This window comes from Pedobacter agri PB92, assembly GCF_000258495.1.
Lineage (GTDB): Bacteria > Bacteroidota > Bacteroidia > Sphingobacteriales > Sphingobacteriaceae > Pedobacter > Pedobacter agri.
Map to the genome: position 1 here is coordinate 1 of NZ_AJLG01000073.1, position 23,975 is coordinate 23,975.

The 23,975-nt window shown below is 37.6% G+C and carries 24 protein-coding genes; 9 read left to right on the forward strand and 15 right to left on the reverse strand.

Annotated elements, in window-relative coordinates; all coding sequences use genetic code 11:
* Both ON09_RS12055 and ON09_RS12060 read left to right on the forward strand, forming a co-directional pair.
* Positions 1–1,329 (forward strand): NAD+ synthase (locus ON09_RS12055; protein WP_010601323.1); only part of this gene is annotated, 1,329 nt, incomplete at its 5' end.
* A gap of 80 nt (positions 1,330–1,409) precedes the next feature.
* Positions 1,410–2,099, forward strand: a complete 690-nt coding sequence (locus ON09_RS12060) for a response regulator transcription factor (RefSeq protein WP_010601324.1) — start codon at positions 1,410–1,412, stop codon at positions 2,097–2,099.
* 41 nt (positions 2,100–2,140) lie between these two features.
* On the opposite strand, the gene ON09_RS12065 is transcribed toward ON09_RS12060, so the two are convergent.
* The 5 genes from ON09_RS12065 to rsmI all read right to left on the reverse strand — a co-directional run bounded on the left by ON09_RS12065 (position 2,141) and on the right by rsmI (position 6,281).
* Positions 2,141–2,557, reverse strand: coding sequence for an OsmC family protein (locus ON09_RS12065; RefSeq protein WP_010601325.1), 417 nt, complete (start codon positions 2,555–2,557; stop codon positions 2,141–2,143).
* Between the two features lie 99 nt (positions 2,558–2,656).
* Positions 2,657–3,193 carry a signal peptidase II gene (lspA, locus tag ON09_RS12070; protein WP_010601326.1) on the reverse strand — a complete coding sequence of 179 codons (537 nt, stop codon included), beginning with the start codon at positions 3,191–3,193 and terminating at the stop codon, positions 2,657–2,659.
* Positions 3,178–4,794, reverse strand: a complete 1,617-nt coding sequence (gene lnt / locus ON09_RS12075; RefSeq protein WP_010601327.1) for an apolipoprotein N-acyltransferase — start codon at positions 4,792–4,794, stop codon at positions 3,178–3,180. The genes lspA and lnt overlap by 16 nt, the downstream gene beginning before the upstream one ends.
* 75 nt (positions 4,795–4,869) lie before the next feature.
* Positions 4,870–5,523 (reverse strand): PH domain-containing protein, encoded by a 654-nt coding sequence (locus ON09_RS12080; protein ID WP_010601328.1) that lies wholly within the window; start codon positions 5,521–5,523, stop codon positions 4,870–4,872.
* Positions 5,524–5,561: 38 nt separating this feature from the next.
* Complete coding sequence (rsmI, locus tag ON09_RS12085; protein WP_010601329.1) at positions 5,562–6,281, reverse strand: 16S rRNA (cytidine(1402)-2'-O)-methyltransferase; 720 nt, start codon at positions 6,279–6,281, stop codon at positions 5,562–5,564.
* Positions 6,282–6,436: 155 nt separating this feature from the next.
* Here rsmI and serS point away from each other — a divergent pair, with 155 nt between their 5' ends.
* The gene (gene serS / locus ON09_RS12090; RefSeq protein ID WP_010601330.1) at positions 6,437–7,708 is read left to right on the forward strand and encodes a serine--tRNA ligase; all 1,272 of its coding nucleotides are present in this window, start codon (positions 6,437–6,439) and stop codon (positions 7,706–7,708) included.
* A 104-nt stretch (positions 7,709–7,812) separates the two neighbouring features.
* On the opposite strand, the gene ON09_RS12095 is transcribed toward serS, so the two are convergent.
* The 5 genes from ON09_RS12095 to fabV form a co-directional block, all read right to left on the reverse strand.
* The gene (locus ON09_RS12095) at positions 7,813–8,127 is read right to left on the reverse strand and encodes a hypothetical protein (protein ID WP_010601331.1); all 315 of its coding nucleotides are present in this window, start codon (positions 8,125–8,127) and stop codon (positions 7,813–7,815) included.
* A 75-nt stretch (positions 8,128–8,202) separates the two neighbouring features.
* Positions 8,203–8,913, reverse strand: a complete 711-nt coding sequence (locus ON09_RS12100; RefSeq protein ID WP_010601332.1) for an SIMPL domain-containing protein — start codon at positions 8,911–8,913, stop codon at positions 8,203–8,205.
* A 495-nt stretch (positions 8,914–9,408) separates the two neighbouring features.
* Positions 9,409–9,861 carry a cold-shock protein gene (locus ON09_RS12105; RefSeq protein ID WP_010601333.1) on the reverse strand — a complete coding sequence of 151 codons (453 nt, stop codon included), beginning with the start codon at positions 9,859–9,861 and terminating at the stop codon, positions 9,409–9,411.
* Between the two features lie 159 nt (positions 9,862–10,020).
* Entirely contained in the window at positions 10,021–10,554 is a 534-nt protein-coding gene (locus ON09_RS12110; RefSeq protein WP_010601334.1) for a GNAT family N-acetyltransferase, read from the reverse strand.
* 86 nt (positions 10,555–10,640) lie between these two features.
* Positions 10,641–11,834: an enoyl-ACP reductase FabV gene (gene fabV / locus ON09_RS12115; RefSeq protein ID WP_010601335.1), complete on the reverse strand. Its 1,194-nt coding sequence runs from the start codon at positions 11,832–11,834 to the stop codon at positions 10,641–10,643.
* A 238-nt stretch (positions 11,835–12,072) separates the two neighbouring features.
* Between fabV and ON09_RS12120 the strand changes: the two genes are divergently transcribed.
* The gene (locus ON09_RS12120; protein WP_010601336.1) at positions 12,073–12,777 is read left to right on the forward strand and encodes a DUF2490 domain-containing protein; all 705 of its coding nucleotides are present in this window, start codon (positions 12,073–12,075) and stop codon (positions 12,775–12,777) included.
* A gap of 96 nt (positions 12,778–12,873) precedes the next feature.
* Positions 12,874–13,764 carry a hypothetical protein gene (locus ON09_RS12125; protein ID WP_029204300.1) on the forward strand — a complete coding sequence of 297 codons (891 nt, stop codon included), beginning with the start codon at positions 12,874–12,876 and terminating at the stop codon, positions 13,762–13,764.
* Between the two features lie 5 nt (positions 13,765–13,769).
* Here the strand turns inward: ON09_RS12125 and ON09_RS12130 are convergent, their stop codons facing one another.
* From ON09_RS12130 to ON09_RS12150, 5 genes are all read right to left on the reverse strand, one after another.
* Positions 13,770–14,354 carry a YdeI/OmpD-associated family protein gene (locus ON09_RS12130; protein ID WP_010601338.1) on the reverse strand — a complete coding sequence of 195 codons (585 nt, stop codon included), beginning with the start codon at positions 14,352–14,354 and terminating at the stop codon, positions 13,770–13,772.
* Positions 14,355–14,443: 89 nt separating this feature from the next.
* Entirely contained in the window at positions 14,444–14,914 is a 471-nt protein-coding gene (locus ON09_RS12135) for a DUF1572 family protein (protein WP_010601339.1), read from the reverse strand.
* Between the two features lie 246 nt (positions 14,915–15,160).
* Positions 15,161–15,892: a head GIN domain-containing protein gene (locus ON09_RS12140; RefSeq protein WP_010601340.1), complete on the reverse strand. Its 732-nt coding sequence runs from the start codon at positions 15,890–15,892 to the stop codon at positions 15,161–15,163.
* Positions 15,893–16,050: 158 nt separating this feature from the next.
* A complete protein-coding gene (locus ON09_RS12145; RefSeq protein WP_010601341.1) occupies positions 16,051–17,703 on the reverse strand; it encodes a M1 family metallopeptidase in 1,653 nt (550 codons plus the stop codon).
* Between the two features lie 111 nt (positions 17,704–17,814).
* A complete protein-coding gene (locus ON09_RS12150; protein ID WP_010601342.1) occupies positions 17,815–19,560 on the reverse strand; it encodes a CocE/NonD family hydrolase in 1,746 nt (581 codons plus the stop codon).
* A 316-nt stretch (positions 19,561–19,876) separates the two neighbouring features.
* On the opposite strand from ON09_RS12150, the gene ON09_RS12155 reads away from it, so the two are divergent.
* The 4 genes from ON09_RS12155 to ON09_RS12170 form a co-directional block, all read left to right on the forward strand.
* Complete coding sequence (locus ON09_RS12155) at positions 19,877–20,725, forward strand: DUF6515 family protein (RefSeq protein WP_010601343.1); 849 nt, start codon at positions 19,877–19,879, stop codon at positions 20,723–20,725.
* A gap of 92 nt (positions 20,726–20,817) precedes the next feature.
* The gene (locus tag ON09_RS12160; protein WP_157258942.1) at positions 20,818–21,978 is read left to right on the forward strand and encodes an esterase-like activity of phytase family protein; all 1,161 of its coding nucleotides are present in this window, start codon (positions 20,818–20,820) and stop codon (positions 21,976–21,978) included.
* 105 nt (positions 21,979–22,083) lie between these two features.
* A complete protein-coding gene (locus ON09_RS12165) occupies positions 22,084–22,752 on the forward strand; it encodes an HAD family hydrolase (protein WP_010601345.1) in 669 nt (222 codons plus the stop codon).
* 203 nt (positions 22,753–22,955) lie between these two features.
* Positions 22,956–23,975 (forward strand): dihydrolipoyl dehydrogenase family protein (locus tag ON09_RS12170; protein ID WP_010601346.1); only part of this gene is annotated, 1,020 nt, incomplete at its 3' end.

Below are 23,975 nucleotides of genomic sequence, written 5' to 3' on the forward strand. Positions count from 1 at the left end.
ACGTACACACTCATCGCCAGGAAAGCGTTGTTGCCAACTTATGATGTATTTGATGAATACCGCTATTTCGAGCCTGCTACAAACTTTAACTGCATCGATTTTAAGGGAAAAAGGATTGCGCTAACCATTTGTGAAGATCTCTGGAACATTAATGATAATCCGCTGTATGTTTCAAATCCGATGGATGAGTTGATTAAAGAACAGCCAGATGTGATGATTAACATTGCGGCGTCGCCATTTTCGTATACACATGATGATGAGCGCATAAAGGTTTTGGCTGATAATGCAAAAAAATATCATTTGCCGGTGTTTTATGTGAACCAGGTTGGGGCACAAACTGAAATTATTTTCGACGGTGGATCATTGGTTTTTGATGCTGACGGTGAAATGAAAGCTGAAATGAAATATTTTGAAGAAGATCTTCAGGTATTTGATTTGGCTGAGATAGAAAATGTTCGCAATAAATATCCGAAAGCAGAACGCCTCACTGATATTGAACAAATTCACGACGCATTAATTTTAGGGATAAGAGATTATTTCACTAAATCAGGTTTTAAAAAGGCGGTTTTAGGTTTGTCAGGCGGAATTGATTCAGCTGTGGTTTGTGCGTTAGCCTGTAGGGCTTTAGGTGCAGAAAATGTAATGTCTGTTTTAATGCCATCAAAGTTCTCTTCTGATCACTCCGTTCAGGACGCGATGGATTTAGTAAATAACATCGGATGCATGCACGAAATTATCCCGATTAAAGATGTTGCAGCAGCGTTCGATCAAATACTGGCACCTGCATTTAAAGGTTTGCCTTTTAACCTGGCAGAAGAAAACATCCAAGCCCGCATACGTGGCATTGTTAATATGGCCATGAGTAATAAGTTTGGATATATCCTGCTGAATACATCGAATAAAAGTGAATGTGCGGTTGGGTATGGCACATTATACGGCGATATGTGTGGTGCAATTGGCGTAATTGGCGATGTGTACAAAACTCAGGTTTTCGAATTGGCGAAGTACATCAATAAGGATAGAGAAATTATTCCGCTTAATACCATTGTAAAACCACCTTCAGCGGAGTTAAGACCAGATCAAAAAGATTCTGATTCACTTCCTGAATATGACATTCTGGATAAGATATTATATCAACACATAGAGAAAAAGCAGGGTGCCAAGGCCATTATCGCACAGGGTTTTGATGAACTACTTGTGAATAGAATATTAAAAATGGTTAATGTTGCGGAGTTTAAACGTTATCAAACCCCGCCAATACTTCGGGTTTCACCAAAAGCATTTGGTATGGGAAGAAGGATGCCAATTGTAGGGAAACATTTGATATAAGTCAATAAATTTTATTTTTTATTGGATATGTATCTAATAGTGAGTAGATTAACGATGGTTAACATCCCTATCTCTCAATTATGGTTAAGTTTTACAATCAAAATCTTACCCCTGAAATGTGCGTTAAGATTAGTATGCATATTTCTACCTTCAATAATATTCCTGGAGTAGTTATTCTTCATGATCTGCGTAACTGGACCATCGCCTATATGTCTGAAAATGGTTTACAGCTTTTGGATACTACTCTGGATGAAATTTGTTCATTGCCTACTGAGGTTTACCATGCAAAATATTTTAACGCAGATGATGCATTGGATTACGTGCCGAAAATTGCCGCTTTGATGCAGCGTAATTCAGATGATGAAACAGTGAGTTTCTACCAGCAAGTTAAGTTTCCGAATACACAGGACTGGCATTGGTATCTATCGAGCATTAAAATTTTCATGCGTGATGAAGAAGAACATCCTTTGATGACGATAACAGTTTCTATTCCTGTAGATGCCATGCACCATATGGCTAATAAAGCACAAAGAATTTTAGAAGAAAATGATTTCTCAAGAAATCACTATGCTAATTTTTTGCGTTTAAGCAAACGTGAGAAAACTATTCTGCGTGAAATGGCCTTGGGTAAAAGCTCAATAGAAATTGCCAACAAGCTTTGCATTTCATCAACAACTGTAGATACACACCGAAGAAATATTCGCGAGAAATTAAACACGAAATCCTCTTTCGAGATATCCAATTATGCCAGGGCTTTTGATTTGATTTAGTATCCAGCCTGCTAAAATGTTGGCAAGCTGGATGATATTAATTAGGCTAAGGTAGCATCAACAGTAATTGATGTATTTAGCAATTTTGAAATAGGGCAGTTTTTTTCCGCATCTGCTACCAGTTCATCAAATTTTTCTTGAGTCAATTCTGGCACTTCTGCAGTGAGTGTTAAATGTGATTCAACAATTTCTCCTTTGGATGGATCAAGGTTGATTTCACATTTTGTTTCCAGTTTTGTAGCAGTAAAACCCGCTTCAGCCAAATTTGCTGAAAGTTTCATGGTAAAGCAGCCTGCATGTGCAGCGGCAATTAATTCTTCAGGATTGGTGCCCACTCCTTCAGCAAAGCGTGAATTAAATGAATACTGTGTATCACTTAATGTAGTACTTTGCGTAGTTAATTTACCCGCACCTTCTTTAATAGAACCTTGCCATACGGCTGTTGCATTTCTTTTCATGTTAATTTTATTTTTTTGTTGAGATTAGATTTCTAACAATAAATATAACCTAATGTTTGTATATAGAATGCAATTATTGGTTAACATTTGGTGAAGTTTTTAAACTTCGTGTTCGGTTGAACTGGAGTCAGCCGGCGTTAATTTAGCCTTTAGCGATTGAATGAATAAAATTCCAACGCCTATCATAATGGAAATGTCAGCGATATTAAATACACCTGTTTGAAAAATTTGAAAGTTCATGTGCATAAAATCGGTTACCGAGCCATGAACAATGCGATCGTACAAGTTACCAATACCGCCCCCGATAAGGAAACACAAGGCAATTTGCATGCTTGCTGGTAGGTTAGGTTTCGAAAAAAGATAGTAAAGGCCATAACCTAAAAACAATAGTGGTAAGCCCGTTAAGATGATTAACCGGAATGCATAGGGCATACTGTCGCCCAGGCTTAAAAAAGCACCGCTGTTTTCAACCTTAGTCAACGTAAAAAAATCTTTAATTAAAACGATGTGTTCATAATCAGAAATTTCCATACGAACAATAAACTTTGATATCTGATCAAATGCAATATTTAAGATCAGGATGATCAGCAGGAACACCCAGGTGTAGTTTTTATGGTAAATTATTTTTTTATCCATTTTCGGTACGGAATAATTAAGGCTAAAAGTATGGCGACAATACAAAAGAACTTCGCAATAATGTCACCACTTTTTACATAAAACGTAATTTCATCGTTGAGGTTAATATCGCCTTTCAGCGCAGTTCTGGTCCACCATTTTGTATGCTGAGTGATATCTCCCCGTTGATTGATGAAACATGAAATCCCTGTATTTGCAGATCGGGCAATATCTCTGTGTGTCTCAATCGCCCTTAGTTTTGCATACATTTCATGCTGATCTTTTCCTGAGGTATTGCCCCACCAGCCATCGTTCGTGATGATGGCAATAAATTGAGCACCATCTTTAACTTGCTGGCCAATCCAATCGCCCCATAAACTTTCGTAACAAACCACCGGGGCGGCTCCAATTCCGCTCTGGGCATAAAGCACACTTGGTTTTTCTTGCCAACCCCAACCGCTTACACTTCCGCCCAGTTCAGAAAATACACCATCCATAAAAGAAAATACTTTAGGAAAAGGCATTTTTTCGGCTCCTGGAACCAGCTTTGATTTATGGTAGAACTGGATATTTGCTGAGTTTTCCAATTGCATGGCGGCATTGAAATTATCCCAGTACTGACCACTTCGTTCATCATATTTTGCAGAAACAGTTCTTTTATCGGGGTAAATTTTAATGGTTTCAATTCCAGTGATTAGCGATCCATTTTTATACTTATTTAAAAACTGCTGCAAATCTGTGATTTCTGGATAGGTCCTTACTTTATCTTCATCAGCGTAAATCGGTAAAGCGGTTTCCGGCCAAATGATGTATTCGGTGTTGGGCTGTGCCAATGAATCAGACAGATGCGTTAAGATCTTAATTTGCTCTGACGGTGGAATGTCACCTAGCTTTTTGTAGGGATCGATATTGGGCTGTACCACTACAACATTGCTTGGAGTGCCTTGCTGTTCGGCATTGAAATATTTTATGAGTGAAATGGAAATTGGAATAATTAGAACCAATGCCCAAATTCCTATTGCCCTGTATTTAAGATAGCCGCTATCAGATTTAAACTTTTTGTAAGCTTCGAACGCTAAGATATTGCTGACTAAAATCCATAATGAACCACCATATATGCCCGTGTAATCATACCATTGCGCCAGTTGGTGCATGCCAGCCAGGCCATTTCCTAGTGTCATCCAAGGGAAAGCTAAATCCCAGGTTTGCTGAAGGTACTCCAACGCAATATAAAACGCAACCAGTCCGAAGTAGGCGACTTTTTTGCTTGTATACCGGCTCAACCTATAAAACAACCAGAATGCTGAAGTCATTAAAAAAGCACCCAATCCATAAGGGATTAGGGAAACAGGAATGGCTACAAAAGTGCCATTGTAAGCTTTTATTGCATTATATACCCAATAAGTTGAAGCAGTGTTCCAAATAAGAAACGTAGTTCCTGCGAGGAGAAAAACCTTTTTTCCTTTTTTTTCGGCATCGCTGTTAAAAATTGAATCGAGTGCAATAAACAAGGGCACCAATGCTATCAACAACAAAGGTGTTGTAAATGGCATTGGTGGCCAGGCTAACCAAAGAAGAAATGCGCTAAGTAGGGCTAAGGGATAGTTTTTGTTGGATTTCATTTTTTTTGAGATTTGTCATGCTGAGCTTGTCGAATACAATAAAGTATGCAACAAACTCAATCTGACACTCGAATATTACAAACTATCTAGTATAGCGCCTTTCTTTGCTTCATATTCTTCCTGCGTAATCAGGTGTTTATCGTACAAGGTTTTTAATTTACGAAGTTTCAGAGTGGTTTCATCTTCTGGTTCTTCAACTACCTCAGCAATTTGAATCGGCTCAGGTTCAGCCACAGGAGCAGGAGCTTCAATTGAACCAAAATCTGCAAATGGCTGAGGCGCAGGCTGTGCTGGTGCATTGGCTTTATCTTCCTCCAGTTTTTGCTGGCGTAAAGTTTCTTTATATTCCTCTAATTGCTCATTGGCAGCCTGATATAATTTTCTTGCCTGGGTTTTAGGGATAAATTCGGTAACAATATTCTCACCTGTTTGTGGCACGCAGATAAATTTCGACCCAAATAATTCTTCTTTGAACGATACCTCCTTAATGTTTTTTAAGGAAATATCTTTAAAATTCATCGTTAATCCCAGATTGCCTGGCTCGCAATAAAAAATGCGCTTATTGGTAACAGCAATACTATCTGGTAGCAAGTTTACAGCTGGTTTTTTCTGAACAGCGAGGTATAATATTTCCTCACTTGTAGTTAAAAGGTCGTTTAATTTTCCAATAACTTTTTCAACCGCTTTAGGGTCTTGTTCGTCACTTAAAAATCTATCTATGCTAATCATAATGTTTTTAAAAATTGATTGATGGTAATTTATTGATGCTAATCTTCTGCATCATCGTATTTGTTCTTGGCTTTTTTATCCTTGCTCAAATCTTTTCCTGCAATGCAAATTACAAATTCTCCTTTTAAAGTATTGTTTTCGAAGTGAGATTTTATTTCTGATAAAGTTCCGCGAACGGTTTCTTCAAACATTTTAGTTAATTCTCGGCTTACTGAAGCTTGTCGCTCAGCGCCTAAATATTGTGCAAATTCTTCAAGGGTTTTTAGTAAACGGTGCGGACTTTCATAAAGTATAATGGTACGTTCTTCTTCAGCTAATTTTTTAAACTTTGTTTGCCTTCCTTTTTTTACCGGAAGAAACCCCTCGAAACAAAAAGCATCAGCTGGTAAGCCTGAGTTGACTAAGGCCGGTACAAAAGCGGTAGCACCAGGTAAACACTCTACAGCAATATCATTTTTTATCGCTTCGCGAACGAGGAAAAATCCTGGGTCGGAGATAGCAGGCGTTCCGGCATCTGAAATCAAGGCTATTTTTTGTCCTTCCTGCAAAAACTTTATAATTTCGGAAGTAGCCTTATGTTCGTTATGCTGATGATGGGAAAAAACACGTTTATCGATGCCAAAATGTTTGAGCATTGGTGCACTTGTTCGGGTATCTTCAGCCAAAATTAAGTCACATTCTTTTAAAACACGGATCGCCCTAAAAGTCATGTCTTCCAAGTTGCCGATTGGCGTGGGTACGAGAAATAGTTTGCCCATTTTGATTTTCGATTTTAGATTTCCGAATTACGATTGCCATACGTATAACTAAATTTAAGATTTCAGTTTGCGGATTGGGTTAACCATGGGCATAAAAATCTAAAATCGTAACTCGTAATTCGTAATCAATCTTATCTTTGTAAAAAAATTAAATAATGCTGCAAGTTAATTATATCCGTGAAAATAGAGAGAAAGTTTTAGAACGTTTAAGTGTACGTAACTTTAAACAACCAGAGTTGGTAGATGAGGTTATTAAAATTGATGAAGACCGCCGTTCCACTCAAACCACTCTTGATCGTATTTCCGCAGAAGCAAATGCAGCCGCCAAACAAATTGGCGATTTAATGCGTGCCGGGAAAAAGGATGAGGCTGAAGCCATTAAGGCACAAACAGGTTCACATAAAGAAAATATTAAAAACCTTACTGAAAAGTTAAATGAGTTGGAAACTGCTCAGTTTAATGCTATAGTACAGTTGCCAAATTTACCTTATGATTTGGTTCCAAAAGGTTCAACGGCCGAGGAAAACGAAGTGGTTTATTTACACGGTGCACCTGCCGAATTACCAACCAAAGCCTTACCGCATTGGGAACTGGCTGCAAAATACGACATTATTGATTTTGAATTAGGCGTAAAAATTACGGGTGCCGGTTTCCCGGTATATAAAGGAAAGGGAGCCAGGTTGCAACGTGCTTTAATCAATTTCTTTTTGGATCATGCTATTGAAGCTGGATATAAAGAAATGCAGGTACCTCATTTAGTTAACGCAGCATCGGGTTTCGGAACTGGCCAGTTGCCAGATAAAGAAGGACAAATGTATCATTCAACTATTGATGATTTATATTTAATTCCAACGGCTGAAGTTCCGGTTACAAATTTATATCGCGATGTAATTGTTAAAGAAGAAGATTTGCCGATTAAAAATACAGCTTATACACCATGTTTCCGTAGAGAGGCAGGTTCTTATGGCGCCCACGTTCGGGGTTTAAACCGATTACATCAGTTCGATAAAGTCGAGGTGGTTCAAATTACTCATCCAGATAAATCGTATGAAACACTGGAAGAAATGAGCCAATACGTTCAGTCATTATTACAGGAACTTGGTTTGCACTATCGAGTATTACGTTTGTGCGGTGGCGATATGGGCTTTACTTCTGCCATGACTTACGATATGGAAGTTTGGAGTGCCGCACAAGAGCGTTGGTTAGAAGTATCATCTGTATCAAACTTCGAAACTTACCAGGCCAACCGCCTAAAGCTTCGTTTTAAAGGTAAAGAAGGTAAGGCACAATTGGCGCATTCATTAAATGGAAGTGCCTTGGCATTGCCACGTATTGTGGCGTCTATTTTAGAAAACTATCAAACTGAAAATGGAATTAAAATTCCGGAGGCTTTAGTAAAATACACAGGCTTTGATATGATTGATTAGAACCTGTATCGATTCTCCTCGTCAGACAAAGATATAAGCCCATAAAAAAAGCTTTGCATCACTGCAAAGCTTTTTGTTTTTATAGGTAGATAATGTTTTTCTGATTATAAAATCAAAATCAATAATAAGATGATGATGATAATGGCACCAACTGAAAGATAAACACCTCCAGAAACTGCACGAGCCTGACCTTTCAATTCTCTCAATTCGCTACGTAATGCCTTACGTTCTGCTTTTGTAAGGTTTGATTTGTCCATGTCTCTGATTTCTTCCACACGGGTTTTAATTCTTTCTAATTGTGCAGATTGCTCAGCTGTAAGTTCAGTTGGGTTTTTAGCCGGCTTGTTAGCTGCTTGTACCGAGTTGAAACTAATGCCTAAAGTGAAGATCAATGCTAAAGTGTAAACGAATTTTTTCATAATAATTAAATTTTTAGTGTTTCGATGTCTACGTAACAAAAAACCTACCAAAATGTTTCTGGTAGGTTTTAAATCTTATTTTTTAGCTGTTAAATCTGGACTCAACTCAAATACAACATTTACTGTGAAATTTAGCTTAATCTTTTTGAAATCAATTTCAGGTGCTGCATCTGCCGACTCCGCCATTGCCGATTTCATCATGTAATTTCTATAAACGGGTTGTATAATATTGTCGCCACCATCTTGTATTTCAATTACACCGTTCAGTTTGTTTCCAAGAGCTTCAGCCATGTAAGTTGCTTTTTCTTTTGCCGACAATAATGCTTTAATTTTTAAATCCTTTTTTAAGCTTTCTATTTTTGAATAATCATAGCTTTCGATATTGGTGTTAGCAATTCCTTTTGCATCAATTTCTTCTAGAATGGCATTGAATTTATTTAAATCTGCAACTTTCAAACGGTATTGTTTACTGGCTAAAAAATCAGGATTTTTCTTTTTCTCTGTTGCGTAGTTCCAGCTGCTTAAATTGCTGATGGTTAGATTTTCCTTCGCAATACCTGCTTTTTGAACAGCAGCATAAAGTTGCTTCTCTAACTCCGTGATCTCTACTTTTTTCTTGCCATTTAAATACTCTTTTAACGAAATACCAATGTAAATGATGTCTGGTGTAACCTCTGTTTCTGCAGAACCGCTTACGCTTATTTTTCTGCGTAAATCTACTTGTTGAGCCATTGCCGATGAAAGACCCAAAAATGCAACGAGTGCAATTGCTATTAACTTTTTCATAATGTTTTTTCTTTGTGTGTGCTGTTATGATGTGCGTGAAGCACAAATTCCACACCGAAAATTTTAAATTTTTATTTTTTGATAAATTAATGTCGTTGATTTATGGTCATTCTAGTACCTATTAAACGATCAAAGCGGCGAAAGACAGGCGTGGGTGTGTTTCACCTTAACGAAAATGAAAATTATCACACTTACCATACGAACATTTGGTGAACGTATACTTGTTGCAAAAGTTAATAAGCGCATCTTATTTGCCATCTAAACCCGACAGAGCGGTTAGCCCGGAATGGAGCATAGCGAAATGAGGACTAGTAGCGATGGCGGGATTGGACTTGCCGAAGCCAACTGAAACCTGGTTTTCTAGAAATGAGTATTAAGGAAAGAAAAAATTGCGCTAGGTTTTATCTTTAATAGACGGAATTATATTGTTATAAAACCTTGCGCAGCAGAAATTTCTGCAGAATTTTTACGGTGCCCGTTTGGGTGTGTGGAGAACTAAACTTTAGAAACTTTAACTGCAGTTGGTCCTTTTTGGCCCATTTCTACTTCGAAAGTAACTTTGTCGCCCTCTTTAATTTGAGTTACGCAACCATTGGCGTGAACAAAAATACTATCTTGGGTTTCAGTGTTTTTAATGAAACCATAACCTTTACTGTCGTTAAAGAAAGTTACTGTTCCTTTTTTAACCGGATTTTCGTCAATGATATCTTCTTGTCTCGAAATACCAATCTGGATATCTTCTGTATTGATTACTTTCTTCTTTTTCGGATCTGGTGGAGTAGAAGAGATGTTTCCGTTTTCGTCAACGTATGCCATCATATCTTCAAGCGCTAAACCTTTTTTTGCATTAGCCTGACGCTCTTCCTTTTTCTCTTGTTTGTCTTTTTGTTTTTTTAGTCGTTTTTTTTCGTTCTCTTTTTTACTGTATGTTGCCTGAGATTTAGCCATATATATTTACTTGTTTTGTTTTTTTAAAGATGAGTGGAAATGGAGATGAATGCAAATATAACAATACTAAAACTAAAACACGACTTTATTCCATTAAGCACTAACGGTATCTGCATAAGGCTTCGCTTATGTCATTTTTAGGTGATTTGCGAATAGATATTACCTGTTCTTCCATTGAACTTTATCAATTTGATACTCGAAATTCCATTTTACTGGTTCGCCATAGTAAGCTACTTCGATTTCACTGACCTTTACTGCACCTAGTTTTTCGGTTGCTTTTTGAGATCGATAGTTCGTGGCGCCAATGTGCAAAATCACTTTTTCAACAAATTGAAATGCATAATCTAACATTAGTTTTTTTAAGGCAGCATTATGTCCCTTGCCCCAAAAATCGCGACCAATAAAGGTATAGCCTACCGCAACAGAGTGATTTTCTTCATTGGGTTCATAATATCTTGAACTGCCAACTACATTGCCGCTGGCCTGATCGTAGACGATAAAAGCGCCTTTAGATTCCATAGCGCCCTTAAAAAAGTTTTCGAAAACATCACGTTTATACCGATCCTTGTTTGGATGTTGTGCCCAAATAAGTGGGTCGGAGGCAACTGCATATAACTTTTCAAAGTCATCGGCTTTCAAAGGAACGGCCTTAATCAGCTCATCTTCCAGGGTAGGTTGTAAATCGAAAATCATTTCTTTTGATATAAAAAAAGCTGGCTAATCAGCCAGCCTCATAAACTATTTAACGGTACAAATTTTGAAAAAGCTCCACACGGCAACTAATCTACCAGTCCTTCAATTTCTACCACCTCATTTGCTTCTTTTTGGTAATCTACTTTATCAATTTCGAAACCAAAAAGACTTAAAAAATCGGAGCGGTAACCTTGTAAATCGCCAATAGCAGGTAGCGTTTCGGTTGTAGCTTCTTCCCAAAGTTGAGCAACTTTAGTTTGTACATCGTCACGCATTTCCCAATCATCTATTCTGATTCTTCCCTTTTCGTCAACAGGAACTTCGCCGCCCGTATATAATCGCTCAGCATATAAACGCTGAATCTGTTCGATTGTACCTTCGTGAATACCTTCTTCTTTCATTATTTTGTACAACAATGAAATGTATAAAGGAATTACCGGGATAGCAGAACTAGCCTGTGTAACCAAAGCTTTGTTTACTGAAACGTATGCTTTACCATTAATATCTTTCAACTGATCAGCGATGGTAAATGCTGTAGCTTCTAAATCATCTTTAGCACGGCCAATGGTGCCTTTACGGTAAACCGGTTCAGTTAATTTGGGGCCGATGTATGAATAAGCAACGGTTGTAGCACCTTCAGCCAACAGATTTTCTGCTTTCAAAGCATCAATCCACATGGCCCAATCTTCGCCACCCATTACGGCTACGGTATTTGCAATATCTTCTTCAGTTGCAGGCTCGATAGAAATTTCACTCACATTGCCCGTATGAAAATCGACCGTTTTATTGGTGTATGTGCCACCAATTGGTTTTAGTGTAGAACGATGTAAAACTTCGGTATCAGGGTGTTTTCTTACCGGCGAAGCTAAACTGTAAATTACTAAATCAACCTGACCTAAATCAGCTTTAATTAACTCAATGGTTTTTGCCTTAATTTCCTTCGAGAAGGCGTCGCCATTAATACTTTTCGCATATAAACCAACGGCATGTGCTTCCTTTTCAAAAGCTGCACTATTGTACCAACCTGGAGAAGCTGTTTTGCCTGCCGAAGGTGCTTTTTCGAAAAATACACCAATGGTAGCAGCATCCGAACCGAAAGCTGCGGTAATTCTGGATGCCAGACCGAAGCCTGTTGAAGCACCAATTACCAATACTTTTTTAGGCCCGCTAATCGCACCCTTTGATTTAACATATTCAATTTGGTTCTTTACGTTTTGAGCGCAACCATCAGGGTGTGCAGTCAAACAAATAAAGCCCCTCATTCTCGGTTCAATAATCATTTTGTTCTTATTTTACGTTTTGTAATGTCGAAATTAGCTTTTCACACTGTGCTGTAAAGGCCAAATCTTTAACGAAGATAAATTTTTAATTCCTTACGGCTAAATGAAATTTAAATAATGCTTGCTATGGCTAACATTAAAGTCAAGATATTGTTAAAGTAATATTAATTAAATGTTAATAGAAGTCTTTCTTCGAATTCTATTATTTTAGCGGCAAACAGATAAACCGAATATATTCATGAGAAAATTAATACTCTCCACAATTTTTTTACTGGGGATAACTGGAAAGCTTTTTGCTCAAACACAATACCAGAATTCAGGTTGGTTCATGTTTGTTAACAACACCAAATTTAACCAGAAATGGGGTTTGCAATTTGATGCCCAAATTCGTTCTGCTGATGATTGGGATCATGTGCGAAATACTTTGATCAGACCAGCTTTACAATATTTCATCAATAAAGATCATAATGTGGCTTTGGGATATTTATGGCAAACTACCCAAAACCAGGTGGAGGGTACTTCGAATACTTTCCTTCATGAACACCGTATTTTTGAGCAGTATATTTTTAATCATAAACTCAGCTCTATTTTTGCCAGCCATAGGGTAAGGGTAGAACAACGTTTTATAGAGCGTACCAATGAGGATGTTTTTGCGCAACGCTTTCGTTATTTCTTCAGACTCATTCAACCGCTACAAAAAACAGCGGCAACGTTCGATTGGGGCGTATTTGTAGCTTTGCAGAATGAGGTTTTTTTGAATATTCAAAATAAAGATCAAATTAACAAAAGTGTTTTTGATCAAAACAGGCTTTATCTCGCCGGTGGCTATCGGTTTTCAAAAAAGATAGATCTGGAACTTGGCTACATGAATCAGGCGGTGAAAAACACGACAAACCATACCAATAATAGTATCGTACAATTTGCTGTTTACACCAGATTCTAATTTGTTATTAATGTTTCAAAGTCATTTTTTGTAAATCGGCAACTACAAAATGTTAAAGATGTTGTAATTGATAGCGGTTTTTGCTCAATTTGCGCCGTGAAAAAATTCTCGATCCTATTTTTAGCACTCTTGTTTGGCAAGCGGATGCATGCACAAGAGTTGAAAACTTCTTCTATCAACAATACACCCAGTTCAAAAAGTTTATTCAACCCAGAAAACAAAAGAAATTTTTCCCGAAAAGGAGATTTTTATTTCCATTGGGGTTATAATAATTCATGGTATGGTAAAAGTGATATCAGATTTCAGGGGCCGAATTATGATTTCACGCTGCATGATGTAGCGGCACACGACAGGCAATCGAAACTCAATTGGTCATATTTAAACCCGAGTTTAATTACCGTTCCACAATATAATATTCGCGTAGGTTACTTTATTAAAGATAACTACAGTATCTCAGTCGGCTGGGATCATATGAAATATGTAATGGATATCCCTCAAGCTGTTGCCATTACCGGAACCATCGGCGCAAATATTACACCCGAAAATGTATCGACAGGAGCCATGGCCGGAACATACAATGGTCAAACCATTAATGTTAAAGAAAGCATGCTAACTTATGAGCATACCGACGGTTTTAACTATGCCAATGTAGAATTGGAACGGTACGACGATATTTGGGTTGCACCTGGTGGAAATACTTCTTTAACATTAGAAACGGGAATAGGAGGCGGATTAATGGTTCCACGAACGGAAGCTCATCTTTTCGGTTTAGGCAGAAACAACCACTTCAGTATTTCAGGTTATGGTGTATCTGCAAAAATTGGATTGAAATTTTATGTTTGGAAACATGTGTACCTGCAAAATTCTACCAAATTCGGGGCAACTAATTTAACCCGGGTACATACCACCGGTTACGATGAATTTGATAAAGCAAGCCAGAAAATAAACTACATTGAAAATTTAACGGTTATTGGTGTGCAATTTTAGGTTTACTAATCATTTAAACCTTTACCACTAAGTATTTGCTGTATGTACTTTTCTACTCTGGAAGTTCTGGTTTTTGATTGTTTGGGGGCTGAAAAGTAAATATGATAAGCCCGCTGGCGGCCAGGTGTTAATGCGTTAAAAGCAGCTTTCAAGTTTGGGATATCCGCGAGTTTACTTTCGAATTCTTCCGTGAGTTTCATTTCTTCGTGCGCTGCGGCTTCCACTTTTAATCCTGTCTTTTCAATTTCAATAGCTTCGAAAATATTGGCCTTAATAATGGCCTGCATTGCGATAATATCTTCCTTATTAGTAAATCGGATCTGCCGACCTACACGTGTGTTTTCGCCTGTTTTAACTAAAATACCATTTACATTGCTCATTAACATCCCTTTAAAAAACAACAGGGCACAATAATCTTTAAAACCCTGGATAACGATAATGTTTGTTCCCTGGTAAATGTAGCAGGGTTTACTCCATTTTAATTCTTCAGTTAAACCGCAGTCGAGTAGGATTTCTCTCAATTGCAGCATTTCTTTCTGCCATTTTTTTGCAGTGGTAAAAAAGAGGTCAACTTGGGGATTAGTATTCATTATATTCTTGTTGTTTTTATTTGATGGTCGGCCAATTTTGTACAAAGTAAGGTTATCATTTATCCTCTCGGATGAATTTCCATTATGTTTTACTGCAGATCAAACATTTTCTTAATGAGCACAACCTGCCCAAGGTGATAATAACTGTGTTCAATTACACCTTCAATATTTCGTAAATAGGTGTCGTATTTTTCATCGATAAATATTTCATCCAAACGACTGTTGTCGAGCGCTAAAACTGCGTTTGCAAATTTTTCCGCATTGCTGATGAAATCCTTTACGAGATTATTCCAATCTTCCGCTGATGTGATCGGCTGGAGATCAAAACTAAACCGATCATTAATTTCGAGTTTACCGTTTACAAAAGCTTTTAACAATCCATCTAAATAATAATTAATATGAAAAGTAAGCATTGCAATTGAATTTATGTTGCCTATCTTTTGAACGGCTTTTTCCCAGTTTACATTAATTATCTGTTCTTTAAAATTTGTATTGGCAATCCACTTTCCATTTAAAAGAACCTCTCTTATTCTATTTGCAAGGAATAAATTTCTTGTCATTAGTGATTTACTTTTGAATGTTTTAACTCAGATAATTTAATAAATAAAAAATTGAAATCGCCAGAAAATTCAGATTTATCATCAGGCTGTGCCGTATAAACCCGATAAAGTGGAAAGCCCACAGCGAGGAACGAGCGAGGACTTGAAACGATAGCGGGACTAACGCTAAAATAAATACTGTAATTGCTTTTCGAAAAAAAAAACGCCCCGAATTTCTCCGAGGCGTTGAAAATAAATGTTTAATCCTTAAATTTTTCTAACTCTGCCAGAGCCGATAATGGTTTTATCTACAGTAGCATTTCCAGAATAATTAACGCTTCCTGAACCGCTGATGACTGCCCTGATGGATTGATCTGCCTTAATGTTAACTGTTCCTGAACCACTGATCGTCGTAGTTAAATCATTTACTGCAAGGCCTTTCCCCTCAAAAGCCCCTGAACTGCTAATCACGACTTTCGCACGATCTGCACTTCCGGTGATATTTATCGATCCTGAACCACTGATTACACCGTTGTAGTGATCAACATCTGCAGTTGCTTTGATGCTTCCAGAACCACTCACGGTAGTTGTTAAATCAGTCATGCTGATTTTTCCGTTAACCACCATGTTTCCAGAACCACTCATGGTTAAGCTGGCTAATTCTCTTGCCGATACGTAAGCCGTTATTTCTTTGCCCTCATATTTTCTAGACCAGCTGGTTACGCTGTTTTGAGGGCGGATAATTAACACATTTCCTTTAACTTCGGTAATGATGCTTGCGATGGCTTCGGAATCACCTTCCAATCGGCAACTCTCTTTACTGCCCAATGTAACCACAACATTTATCGGCCCAGCAGAGGCAATGCCGTTAAAATTTCTGACGTCTCTATCATCATCGCTATGTTTTGATGAAGTGATGTTGATTTGGTCATTCGCCATTGCATTAATACTGGTTAACAATGTTGATGCTGTAAATAAGAGTGTGAATAGTTTTTTCATAGGTATAATTTTTTTACTATTTAAGGATGGACTTAAACTGGTTGTGACTTAAATTTTGTTTATAAGACGATCATTTTATTGAAAAGTTGCATCAGCAAAGAAATTTGTTGAATTTTTTCCTAGCTGATGCAGTTATCTAATCTCTCCCTTAAAAATGTCTATCCCTTTTTGATATCGATGTAAAACGCTGGATCGTTTTTGAAGTTATCAGCAGTTATACTGGTATCAACTTTAATCGTTTTCCAATCATTTGTGGGTTTGATTAAAGAATAGGTGCCGTTCTTTAAGGTTACTCTCACAGGCATATCAAAGCCCTTTACATCCGTTAGCCAACGGTACGACAATATTCCCTTATCAATTTTATATTCTAATACCGGGATTTTAGTGTATCTCAGATATTGATCGAAAACCTTATCAAGCTTTAACCCACTTTGTTTTGCGATGTAATTTTCAATTTCAGCAGTGGTTACGGTTTTATGATAGAAAATTTTGTTTAAACCACGCAAAATTTGCCTGAATTTTTCATCGTTATTGATTAGCTGGCGAATGTTATGAATTAGGTTTGCACCTTTTGGATACATATCGCCAGAACCTTCTTTATTGACACCATAAGGGCCTATAATTGGAATATCATTGCTAATTCCTCTTCTGATGCCAATCACATATTCATCAGCTGATTTTTTACTATCAGTACATTCTGTAAAAAGTGTTTCAGAATAATTGGTAAAACCTTCATGTACCCACATATCAGCAATATCTTTGCTCGTAATATTGTTCCCAAACCATTCATGCCCGCTTTCATGAACAGTTATAAAATCCCACTTCAAACCATGGCCGGTTCCGCTCAAATCTCTTCCTAAATAGCCTTTTTTGAATTGATTGCCATAAGCCACTGCACTTTGATGTTCCATACCTAAATGTGGCGCTTGTACCAATTTGTAGCCATCTTTATACCAGGGATAAGGACCAAACCAATATTCGAAACATTTTAACATGGGTTTCACATCAGCATCCCAATGCGGACGAGCTTTAGCGCTATCTACTTGCAAAGCCCAGTAATCAATGCTTAGTTTTCCGTTTTCGCCGTCAAAGCTATCCGTCCAGTGTGCATATTTTCCGATATAAAAAGATACATCGTAGTTGTTAATCGGGTTGCTTACAAACCAATTGTATTGTTTGTATCCACCCGGTTTTTCTACTGTGCTTCTTAATCTGCCATTGGAGACTTCCTGCAAGGTATTTGGTACGCTAATGCTGATGAGCATGCTATCTACCTCATCACTTTGATGATCTTTATTAGGCCACCAAACACTGGCGCCAAGGCCCTGGCAGGCGACAGAAACAAAAGGATTGCCCGCTGAATCTTTCTTGAAAATAAAACCACCATCCCAGGGTGCGTTTTTAGCCACCCGCGGATTCCCTGAGTAAAAAACCGTGAATTTATCTTTACTTCCTTTTTTGATGGTTTTAGGGAAGGTTACAAAAACAGCATTGTACTCACGTGAAAACTTCAAATCACTGCCCTGGTAAACTACTTTTTCTACTTTTAAATTGTCGAAAAGGTCAAATTGTAATTTATTAAAATCCTGGGTGGCGGTGAATACAAACTCATTACTCCCCGCTACAGACTTTTGATCGATATCAATTTTAACATCTAAATGGTAATAGTTAATGTCGTAACAGGTACGAAGAGGTGTGAGTGTTCCACGTAAACTATCTGCTCTTGAGTTCACCTGGTTTTTGCCAAGCATTTGTGCCTGAGCATTTGTCATGCAAAGCGCAATAGCTAAAACTGTAAGTATTTTTTTCATTTAATATTTATTTACGTCATTGCGAGGCACGAAGCAATCTCACAAACAAATTAAGTGCGATCGAAATGGAGATTGCTTCGTACCTCGCAATGACGATCGCGTTTATCAAATTTACTTTAAAACCGATACCGTAACAAAAGAGCTGTTATTCACATCATGATAAATTCTATGTGTTGCCTTTTGAAAATCGCCTGGTTCTGCCTGATAAATATCCATAAATTTTTGTGGATTTCGATCGGCTAACGGGAACCAGGAATTTTGAATCTGAATCATCATTTTATGTCCTTTTTTAAAGGTGTGCGCTACATCTGGCATCGGGTAATTCACTTTAGTAATTGCACCAGGCGTAAAGGCTTCAGGTTTTTCGAAGCTGTTGCGATACTTTCCACGCATAATTTCTCCGCGTACCAACATCTCATAGCCTCCCATTACCAAATTTTTAGGGTTAGGATTTGGGTTTGGCGCATCTTCAGGATACACGTCAATTAATTTTACCACGTAATCAGCGTCAGTTCCGGTGGTAGAAACTACGAGATTGGCTAATACAGGGCCAGTTAGCGTAATATCTTCTGTTAGTACATCCGTTTGGTAAGTTTTTACATCCGGTCTGCGGGCTGCAAAACGCTGATCATCGATCATATATTCCCGGGTTCTTTTGGCCTGAACGCCATCCTGATACGGAACAGGGTTATTCGGGTCACTCACATATTCATCCCAGCTATCTGTTCTTTTCACCTTTTCAAAACTTAGTTTTCCATTGGGTTGTAAATAAAGGTTCTTGCTTTCCACATCTTGTGGTGGCCAGCTGGCGAATTTTTTCCACTCGTTCGAGCCTGTTACAAAGATATTAGCTTCAGCTGCATTAAATTCGCCTTCTCCCTTTAAGTAATGTTTGAAGAAAGGCAGCTCGAATTGCGTTTGATAATCTATACTGGTTGTTTTTCCGAATTGAATATCGCCAAAATACGAACCATCGCTGCGAACCCAGCCACCATGAAACCAAGGGCCGGCAACTAAAATATTATTTGCACCCGGATTTTGTTTCTCAATAGCTTTGTAAGTATCGAAAGTGCCATAAGCATCTTCTGCATCAAAGAAACCACCAACCACCATAACCGCTGGTTTAACATTTTTTAAGTGCGGAGTAATTAATCTTGCTTTCCAAAAAGTATCTAAGTTTGGATGTTTGAACAAGTCGTTCCAAAACTTAATGCTATCGGCAAAGTATTTATCCTTTAGGTTTTTTATCGAGCCTGATTCTAAATAAAATCTGTAATTATCCTGAATAGGAAATTGAAGACCTTTCGGACCTTTATCAGGTGTGATCGGTTGTGGTCGCGGAACACCGAAGCTGCTCATGAAGCTGAACGCATCCATTAAAAATAAAGTTCCACGATGGTGAAAGTCGTCGCCCATGAACCAGTCGGTTACTGGCGCCTGTGGAGAAACAGCTTTTAGTGCAGGGTGTGCATTGGGTAATGAGGTAGTAGAATAAAATCCCGGGTAAGAAATTCCATAAATTCCTGCCTTGCCATTATTATTTTTGATGTTTTTAACCAACCAATCAATGGTATCATAAGTATCGGTACTTTCGTCAATAGCTGTCTTGCCTTTTTTTGTGGTTTGCGGACGAATATCCTCAAAAATACCTTCACTCATCCATCTTCCCCTTACATCCTGATAAACGAAAATAAAGCCTTCCCTCATCATCGCAGGGAAATTTCCTAAACTCAGCTTGTATTTATCCTCTCCGTAAGGTGCTACAGTATAAGGAGTTCTGTTAATTAGGAAAGGAAATTTTTTGGTTTGATTTTTGGGTAGGTATATCGACGTGAAAAGTTTAACCCCATCTCGCATGGGGATTTGGCGTTCTATTTTGGTGTAGTTTTCTCTAACAAAAGCCGAATCAGTTTGCTGAGCCAACAATTCATTAGAAACAAACAGACAAAATAGAAAACAAAAAAAATCTTAAAAAGTTCATTTGGGATTAGTTTTAGAATAATAAAATTTAAATATAGGCGATTAAGAACTGATTAGAAAAAACATCCCGTAAAAGGTTTGTTAGCTGTGAAATTGGCTTGGTCATGATTTTATCAAAATTTAGTTAAATAATGTAAAGGCGTAATCTTTCATCATTTTTCATCGTCATACAGATATTAAATTAAACACATACATGAAAAGGTTATTAAGTAAAGGATTGTTGGTTTTTGCTGCAGCAGCGATGATTACAACTTTAAATGCGGAAGATGTTCTTGCTCAACGGCCAAGTAGAGCAGGTGGGGGCGGAGTTTCAACTGGAGGTGGTCGCTCAGGTTCGGTTTCACCTTCCAGAGGTGGATCTATATCCAGAGGGCCATCTGTTCAAACACCAAACAGAAATGGTTATGCGCCGAGGTCGAACGGTGGAGGTATCAGATCTGGCCGTTCTGATTATAGCTATAACCGGCCAGGCTATCGCCCGGGTGTTGGTTATAGATTTGGATATGGCAATCGTCTGGGTTATGGAAGAGGTTATTATCGTCCATATTATAGTTATTACAATTTTTACAGACCGTTTTTAGGTTTCCGAATTGGCGTATTGCCGTATGGCTATTATCCTTTTAGTTATGGCCCTAATCAGTTTTATTATTCCGGAGGTTTATTTTACCAGCAAAATAACAATCAATACGAAGTGGTAGTGCCACCCGTTGGTGCAGAAGTACCAACCCTGCCACAAGAAGCAAATTTGGTTACCATTGATGGCGTAGATTATTACGAATATAAAGGCGTTTATTATACTGAGGGGCAAAATGCTGATGGTGCAACGGTTTATATTGTAGCAGGAAAAGACGGGATTTTGAATACCACCGATGGGCCGGTTGATACCCATCAAATTGGCGAAATTATTGCCCAACTGCCAGAAGGCTGTAGAGAAGTAACCATCAAAAATGAGAAATATTTTGTTTCTCCAAATGATGTTTATTACGAAGAAGTAGTGGATGGAAACAATATTTCTTATCGCGTGATCGGAAAATTATTCTAATTACTCAAAGTAAATACATTAAAGCCGTTTCATGTTTTGGAACGGCTTATTTATTTCATCAATTTCGATACTTTTGCAATAAAAAAAGCGATTTGAAAAAAATACCTTCTAAAATCTCCCTTCTCCTTTTTACTGTTGCAATTATTCTAAGCGCTTGTTCCACAACAAAAAATGTGGCGAAGCAAAAGGAACGCAATATTTCATCAATCAAATTTTTAAGTGAGTACATCATGCCACTTAATGGTACTTTTCAAAATACATTGGTTGGAGGTTTATCCGGTATCGATTACGACGAACAGAATGATCAATACTATATGATCAGTGATGATCCATCACAGTTTAGTCCGGCAAGGATTTACACGGCAAAAATTGCCATCAAAGACAATAAAATAGATACTGTTCAGGTCACTGGAGTAACATTCATATTGCAGGAAGATGGAACCCAATATTCCAAATATCAATTTGGTAAAAACTCAAAAGCCGATGGAGAATCCGTTCGTTACAATCCAACAAAAAAAACTTTTGTTTGGAGCAATGAGGGGGAAAGATTGTTTCGCAAAACTGATACAACCATTGTTCAGCCCGCTTTAACTTTTATTTCTACGACAGGAAAATACCTCGATACCGTTCCATTGCCTGTTGGTTTCCACATTACCAAGCAAAATTATGGTGTGCGTAAAAATGCATTTTTTGAGGGATTAAGTTATGCTGATCAGTACAACACTTTGTACGCCAGTTTGGAAGAGCCACTTTATCAGGATGGTCAACAATCTCACTTTGAGTTTGATGGAGCATTAACCAGAATTTTAAAATTTGATGTAGCAAATAAAAGAAATGTAGCTCAGTATGCCTACAATTTGGATGCGTTACCCATTAAACCCACGGTTGAAAGCGACTGGAATTTAAATGGTATTTCTGAAATACTGGCCATAAATAATCATACGCTTATAGTGATGGAACGGGCCTGGGCAAAAGGGCGGGATGATCATTCATTCGTGAAACTTTATTTGGTTGACTTGAACGGAGCGGAAAATGTAATCAACAATTCCTCTTTCCTAAAAAATCCACCTAAACCACTAACTAAAAAATTACTTTTTGACTTTGACAGTTTAAATATGCACATCGATAATATTGAAGGAATTACGTTTGGCCCGAGATTGGCTAACGGACACGAATCATTGGTTTTTTGTGTAGATAACAATTTCGGTAAAACGCAGATTCAACAATTTTTTCTGTTTGAAGTTGTAAAATAGTCAGAAGTCCGTCGTCGGGTGAAGAAGTTTAAAGAAAATTTTTGCGATTAGAAAAGGTATTAAAGCTGTGAAATACAGTAAGCAGTGATCAAAATGAAGGAACGAATGAGTAAAATAAAAGCATTATTATTTGATTTAGATGGAACATTAATCGATTCAGAAAAATTTCATTTTAATTGTTGGAATGAGTTTTTGGATCAATATGGGGTAACACTCGATTTTAAAGATTGGTTAAGTAATTATGCAGGAATTCCTTTACCCCAAAATGCCAATACAATTATCAAAAAGTATAAAATTACGGAAGTGCTGGATGGCTTTATTGAAAGGCGTGAACAATTAACTTTTGAAGGATTCAGAACAAAAGATATTGAACTGATGCCTCATGCTTTAGATTTTGTAAAGTATTTTTATGAAAAAGGATTGACCCTTGCGGTAGTTACAGCAAGCCCCCGAATGGATGTAGAAGCGGTTTTTGAACGAAATGGTCTGGCTAAATATTTCAAACTTTTTATTACTCGAACGGATGTTTCGAAAAGTAAACCCGACCCGGAAAGTTATAATATCTGTGTAGAAAAATTGGGTTTGGCAAAAGAAGAATGCATCGTGTTTGAAGATACCTTAAATGGCGTAAAATCTGCAGTTGCCGCAGGAATTACTTGTTATGCGATTCAGAATAACATCAGGGCACACCAAAAATTAAAAATTGCCGATCAGCTATTCTTAAATTTCTCTCACGTGAAAAATTACATTTTGGAGCAGGGAGTGCTATCCTAATCAGTTAAACTTATCGCTTTTTAATTTAAGACATCACAGATTTGCCATCTTCTAATATTGGAAATTAGAATGGTATTAAAGATTCTTTGTGCAATCCATTTTCATTGTAAAATTGTTCTTTTTGTACTTAGTGTTTAAGCTTTTGACTTTCAGCTTTCCGCCTTTTTTACCTACATTTGGGCAATCAAAATTCTAAAGAAATTATGCAATACGATGTCGTTGTTATCGGTTCAGGGCCGGGCGGTTATGTTGGCGCAATCCGTTGTGCTCAGTTAGGTTTAAAAACTGCAGTTATAGAAAAATATAAAACTTTTGGAGGCACTTGCTTAAACGTAGGATGTATTCCATCTAAAGCTTTGTTAGATTCTTCTGAGCATTTCCATAACGCTGCTCATACTTTTACAACCCACGGTATCAACTTGAAAGATTTAAAAGTTGATATGAAACAGATGATCGCCCGTAAAGACGATGTTGTTGCTCAGAATACGGCCGGTATTACTTATCTATTCAAAAAAAATAAAATCGATTCTTACGTAGGTGTTGGATCTTTTGTAGATAAAAACACTGTTTTAATAACTAAAGAAGACGGTTCTACCGAAACTTTAACGGCTAAGAATGTAATCATTGCCACAGGTTCTAAACCAACTGCTTTGCCATTTTTGCCAATTGATAAAAAACGCATCATTACGTCAACCGAAGCTTTAAATATTAAAGAAGTGCCAAAATCGATGGTTGTAATTGGTGGTGGTGTTATTGGTTTAGAGTTAGGTTCTGTTTATGCCCGTTTAGGTACTAAGGTTTCTGTGGTTGAGTTTTTACCATCGATCATCGCTACCATGGATGCGGGTTTAGGTAAAGAGCTTCAGCGTGTGCTTAAGAAAAACTTAGGCATGGAGTTTTACATGGGGCATAAAGTTACCGGCGCAACTACAAAAGGCAAAACCGTTACCGTTACCGCTGAAACACCAAAAGGTGAAACCATTTCATTAGATGCTGATTACTGCATTGTTGCGGTTGGCCGTACAGCTTACACTGAAGGTTTAGGCTTAGATAAAATCGGAATTACCGTAGAAGAACGTGGTAAAAAAATCCCTGTGAATGAACACTTGGAAACATCTGTTAAAGGTGTATATGCCATTGGAGATGTGATTACAGGTGCTATGTTGGCGCACAAAGCAGAAGATGAAGGAACTTATGTTGCTGAAACTATTGCCGGACAAAAA

Excerpts from the sequence above, each read along its gene's own strand:
- ON09_RS12060 (WP_010601324.1), top strand. The coding sequence starts at position 1,410 with ATGGTTAAGTTTTACAATCAAAATCTTACCCCTGAAATGTGCGTTAAG.
- ON09_RS12065 (WP_010601325.1), bottom strand. The coding sequence starts at position 2,557 with ATGAAAAGAAATGCAACAGCCGTATGGCAAGGTTCTATTAAAGAAGGT.
- lspA (WP_010601326.1), bottom strand. The coding sequence starts at position 3,193 with ATGGATAAAAAAATAATTTACCATAAAAACTACACCTGGGTGTTCCTG.
- lnt (WP_010601327.1), bottom strand. The coding sequence starts at position 4,794 with ATGAAATCCAACAAAAACTATCCCTTAGCCCTACTTAGCGCATTTCTT.
- ON09_RS12080 (WP_010601328.1), bottom strand. The coding sequence starts at position 5,523 with ATGATTAGCATAGATAGATTTTTAAGTGACGAACAAGACCCTAAAGCG.
- rsmI (WP_010601329.1), bottom strand. The coding sequence starts at position 6,281 with ATGGGCAAACTATTTCTCGTACCCACGCCAATCGGCAACTTGGAAGAC.
- serS (WP_010601330.1), top strand. The coding sequence starts at position 6,437 with ATGCTGCAAGTTAATTATATCCGTGAAAATAGAGAGAAAGTTTTAGAA.
- ON09_RS12095 (WP_010601331.1), bottom strand. The coding sequence starts at position 8,127 with ATGAAAAAATTCGTTTACACTTTAGCATTGATCTTCACTTTAGGCATT.
- ON09_RS12100 (WP_010601332.1), bottom strand. The coding sequence starts at position 8,913 with ATGAAAAAGTTAATAGCAATTGCACTCGTTGCATTTTTGGGTCTTTCA.
- ON09_RS12105 (WP_010601333.1), bottom strand. The coding sequence starts at position 9,861 with ATGGCTAAATCTCAGGCAACATACAGTAAAAAAGAGAACGAAAAAAAA.
- ON09_RS12110 (WP_010601334.1), bottom strand. The coding sequence starts at position 10,554 with ATGATTTTCGATTTACAACCTACCCTGGAAGATGAGCTGATTAAGGCC.
- fabV (WP_010601335.1), bottom strand. The coding sequence starts at position 11,834 with ATGATTATTGAACCGAGAATGAGGGGCTTTATTTGTTTGACTGCACAC.
- ON09_RS12120 (WP_010601336.1), top strand. The coding sequence starts at position 12,073 with ATGAGAAAATTAATACTCTCCACAATTTTTTTACTGGGGATAACTGGA.
- ON09_RS12130 (WP_010601338.1), bottom strand. The coding sequence starts at position 14,354 with ATGAATACTAATCCCCAAGTTGACCTCTTTTTTACCACTGCAAAAAAA.
- ON09_RS12135 (WP_010601339.1), bottom strand. The coding sequence starts at position 14,914 with ATGACAAGAAATTTATTCCTTGCAAATAGAATAAGAGAGGTTCTTTTA.
- ON09_RS12140 (WP_010601340.1), bottom strand. The coding sequence starts at position 15,892 with ATGAAAAAACTATTCACACTCTTATTTACAGCATCAACATTGTTAACC.
- ON09_RS12145 (WP_010601341.1), bottom strand. The coding sequence starts at position 17,703 with ATGAAAAAAATACTTACAGTTTTAGCTATTGCGCTTTGCATGACAAAT.
- ON09_RS12150 (WP_010601342.1), bottom strand. The coding sequence starts at position 19,560 with ATGCGAGATGGGGTTAAACTTTTCACGTCGATATACCTACCCAAAAAT.
- ON09_RS12155 (WP_010601343.1), top strand. The coding sequence starts at position 19,877 with ATGAAAAGGTTATTAAGTAAAGGATTGTTGGTTTTTGCTGCAGCAGCG.
- ON09_RS12165 (WP_010601345.1), top strand. The coding sequence starts at position 22,084 with ATGAGTAAAATAAAAGCATTATTATTTGATTTAGATGGAACATTAATC.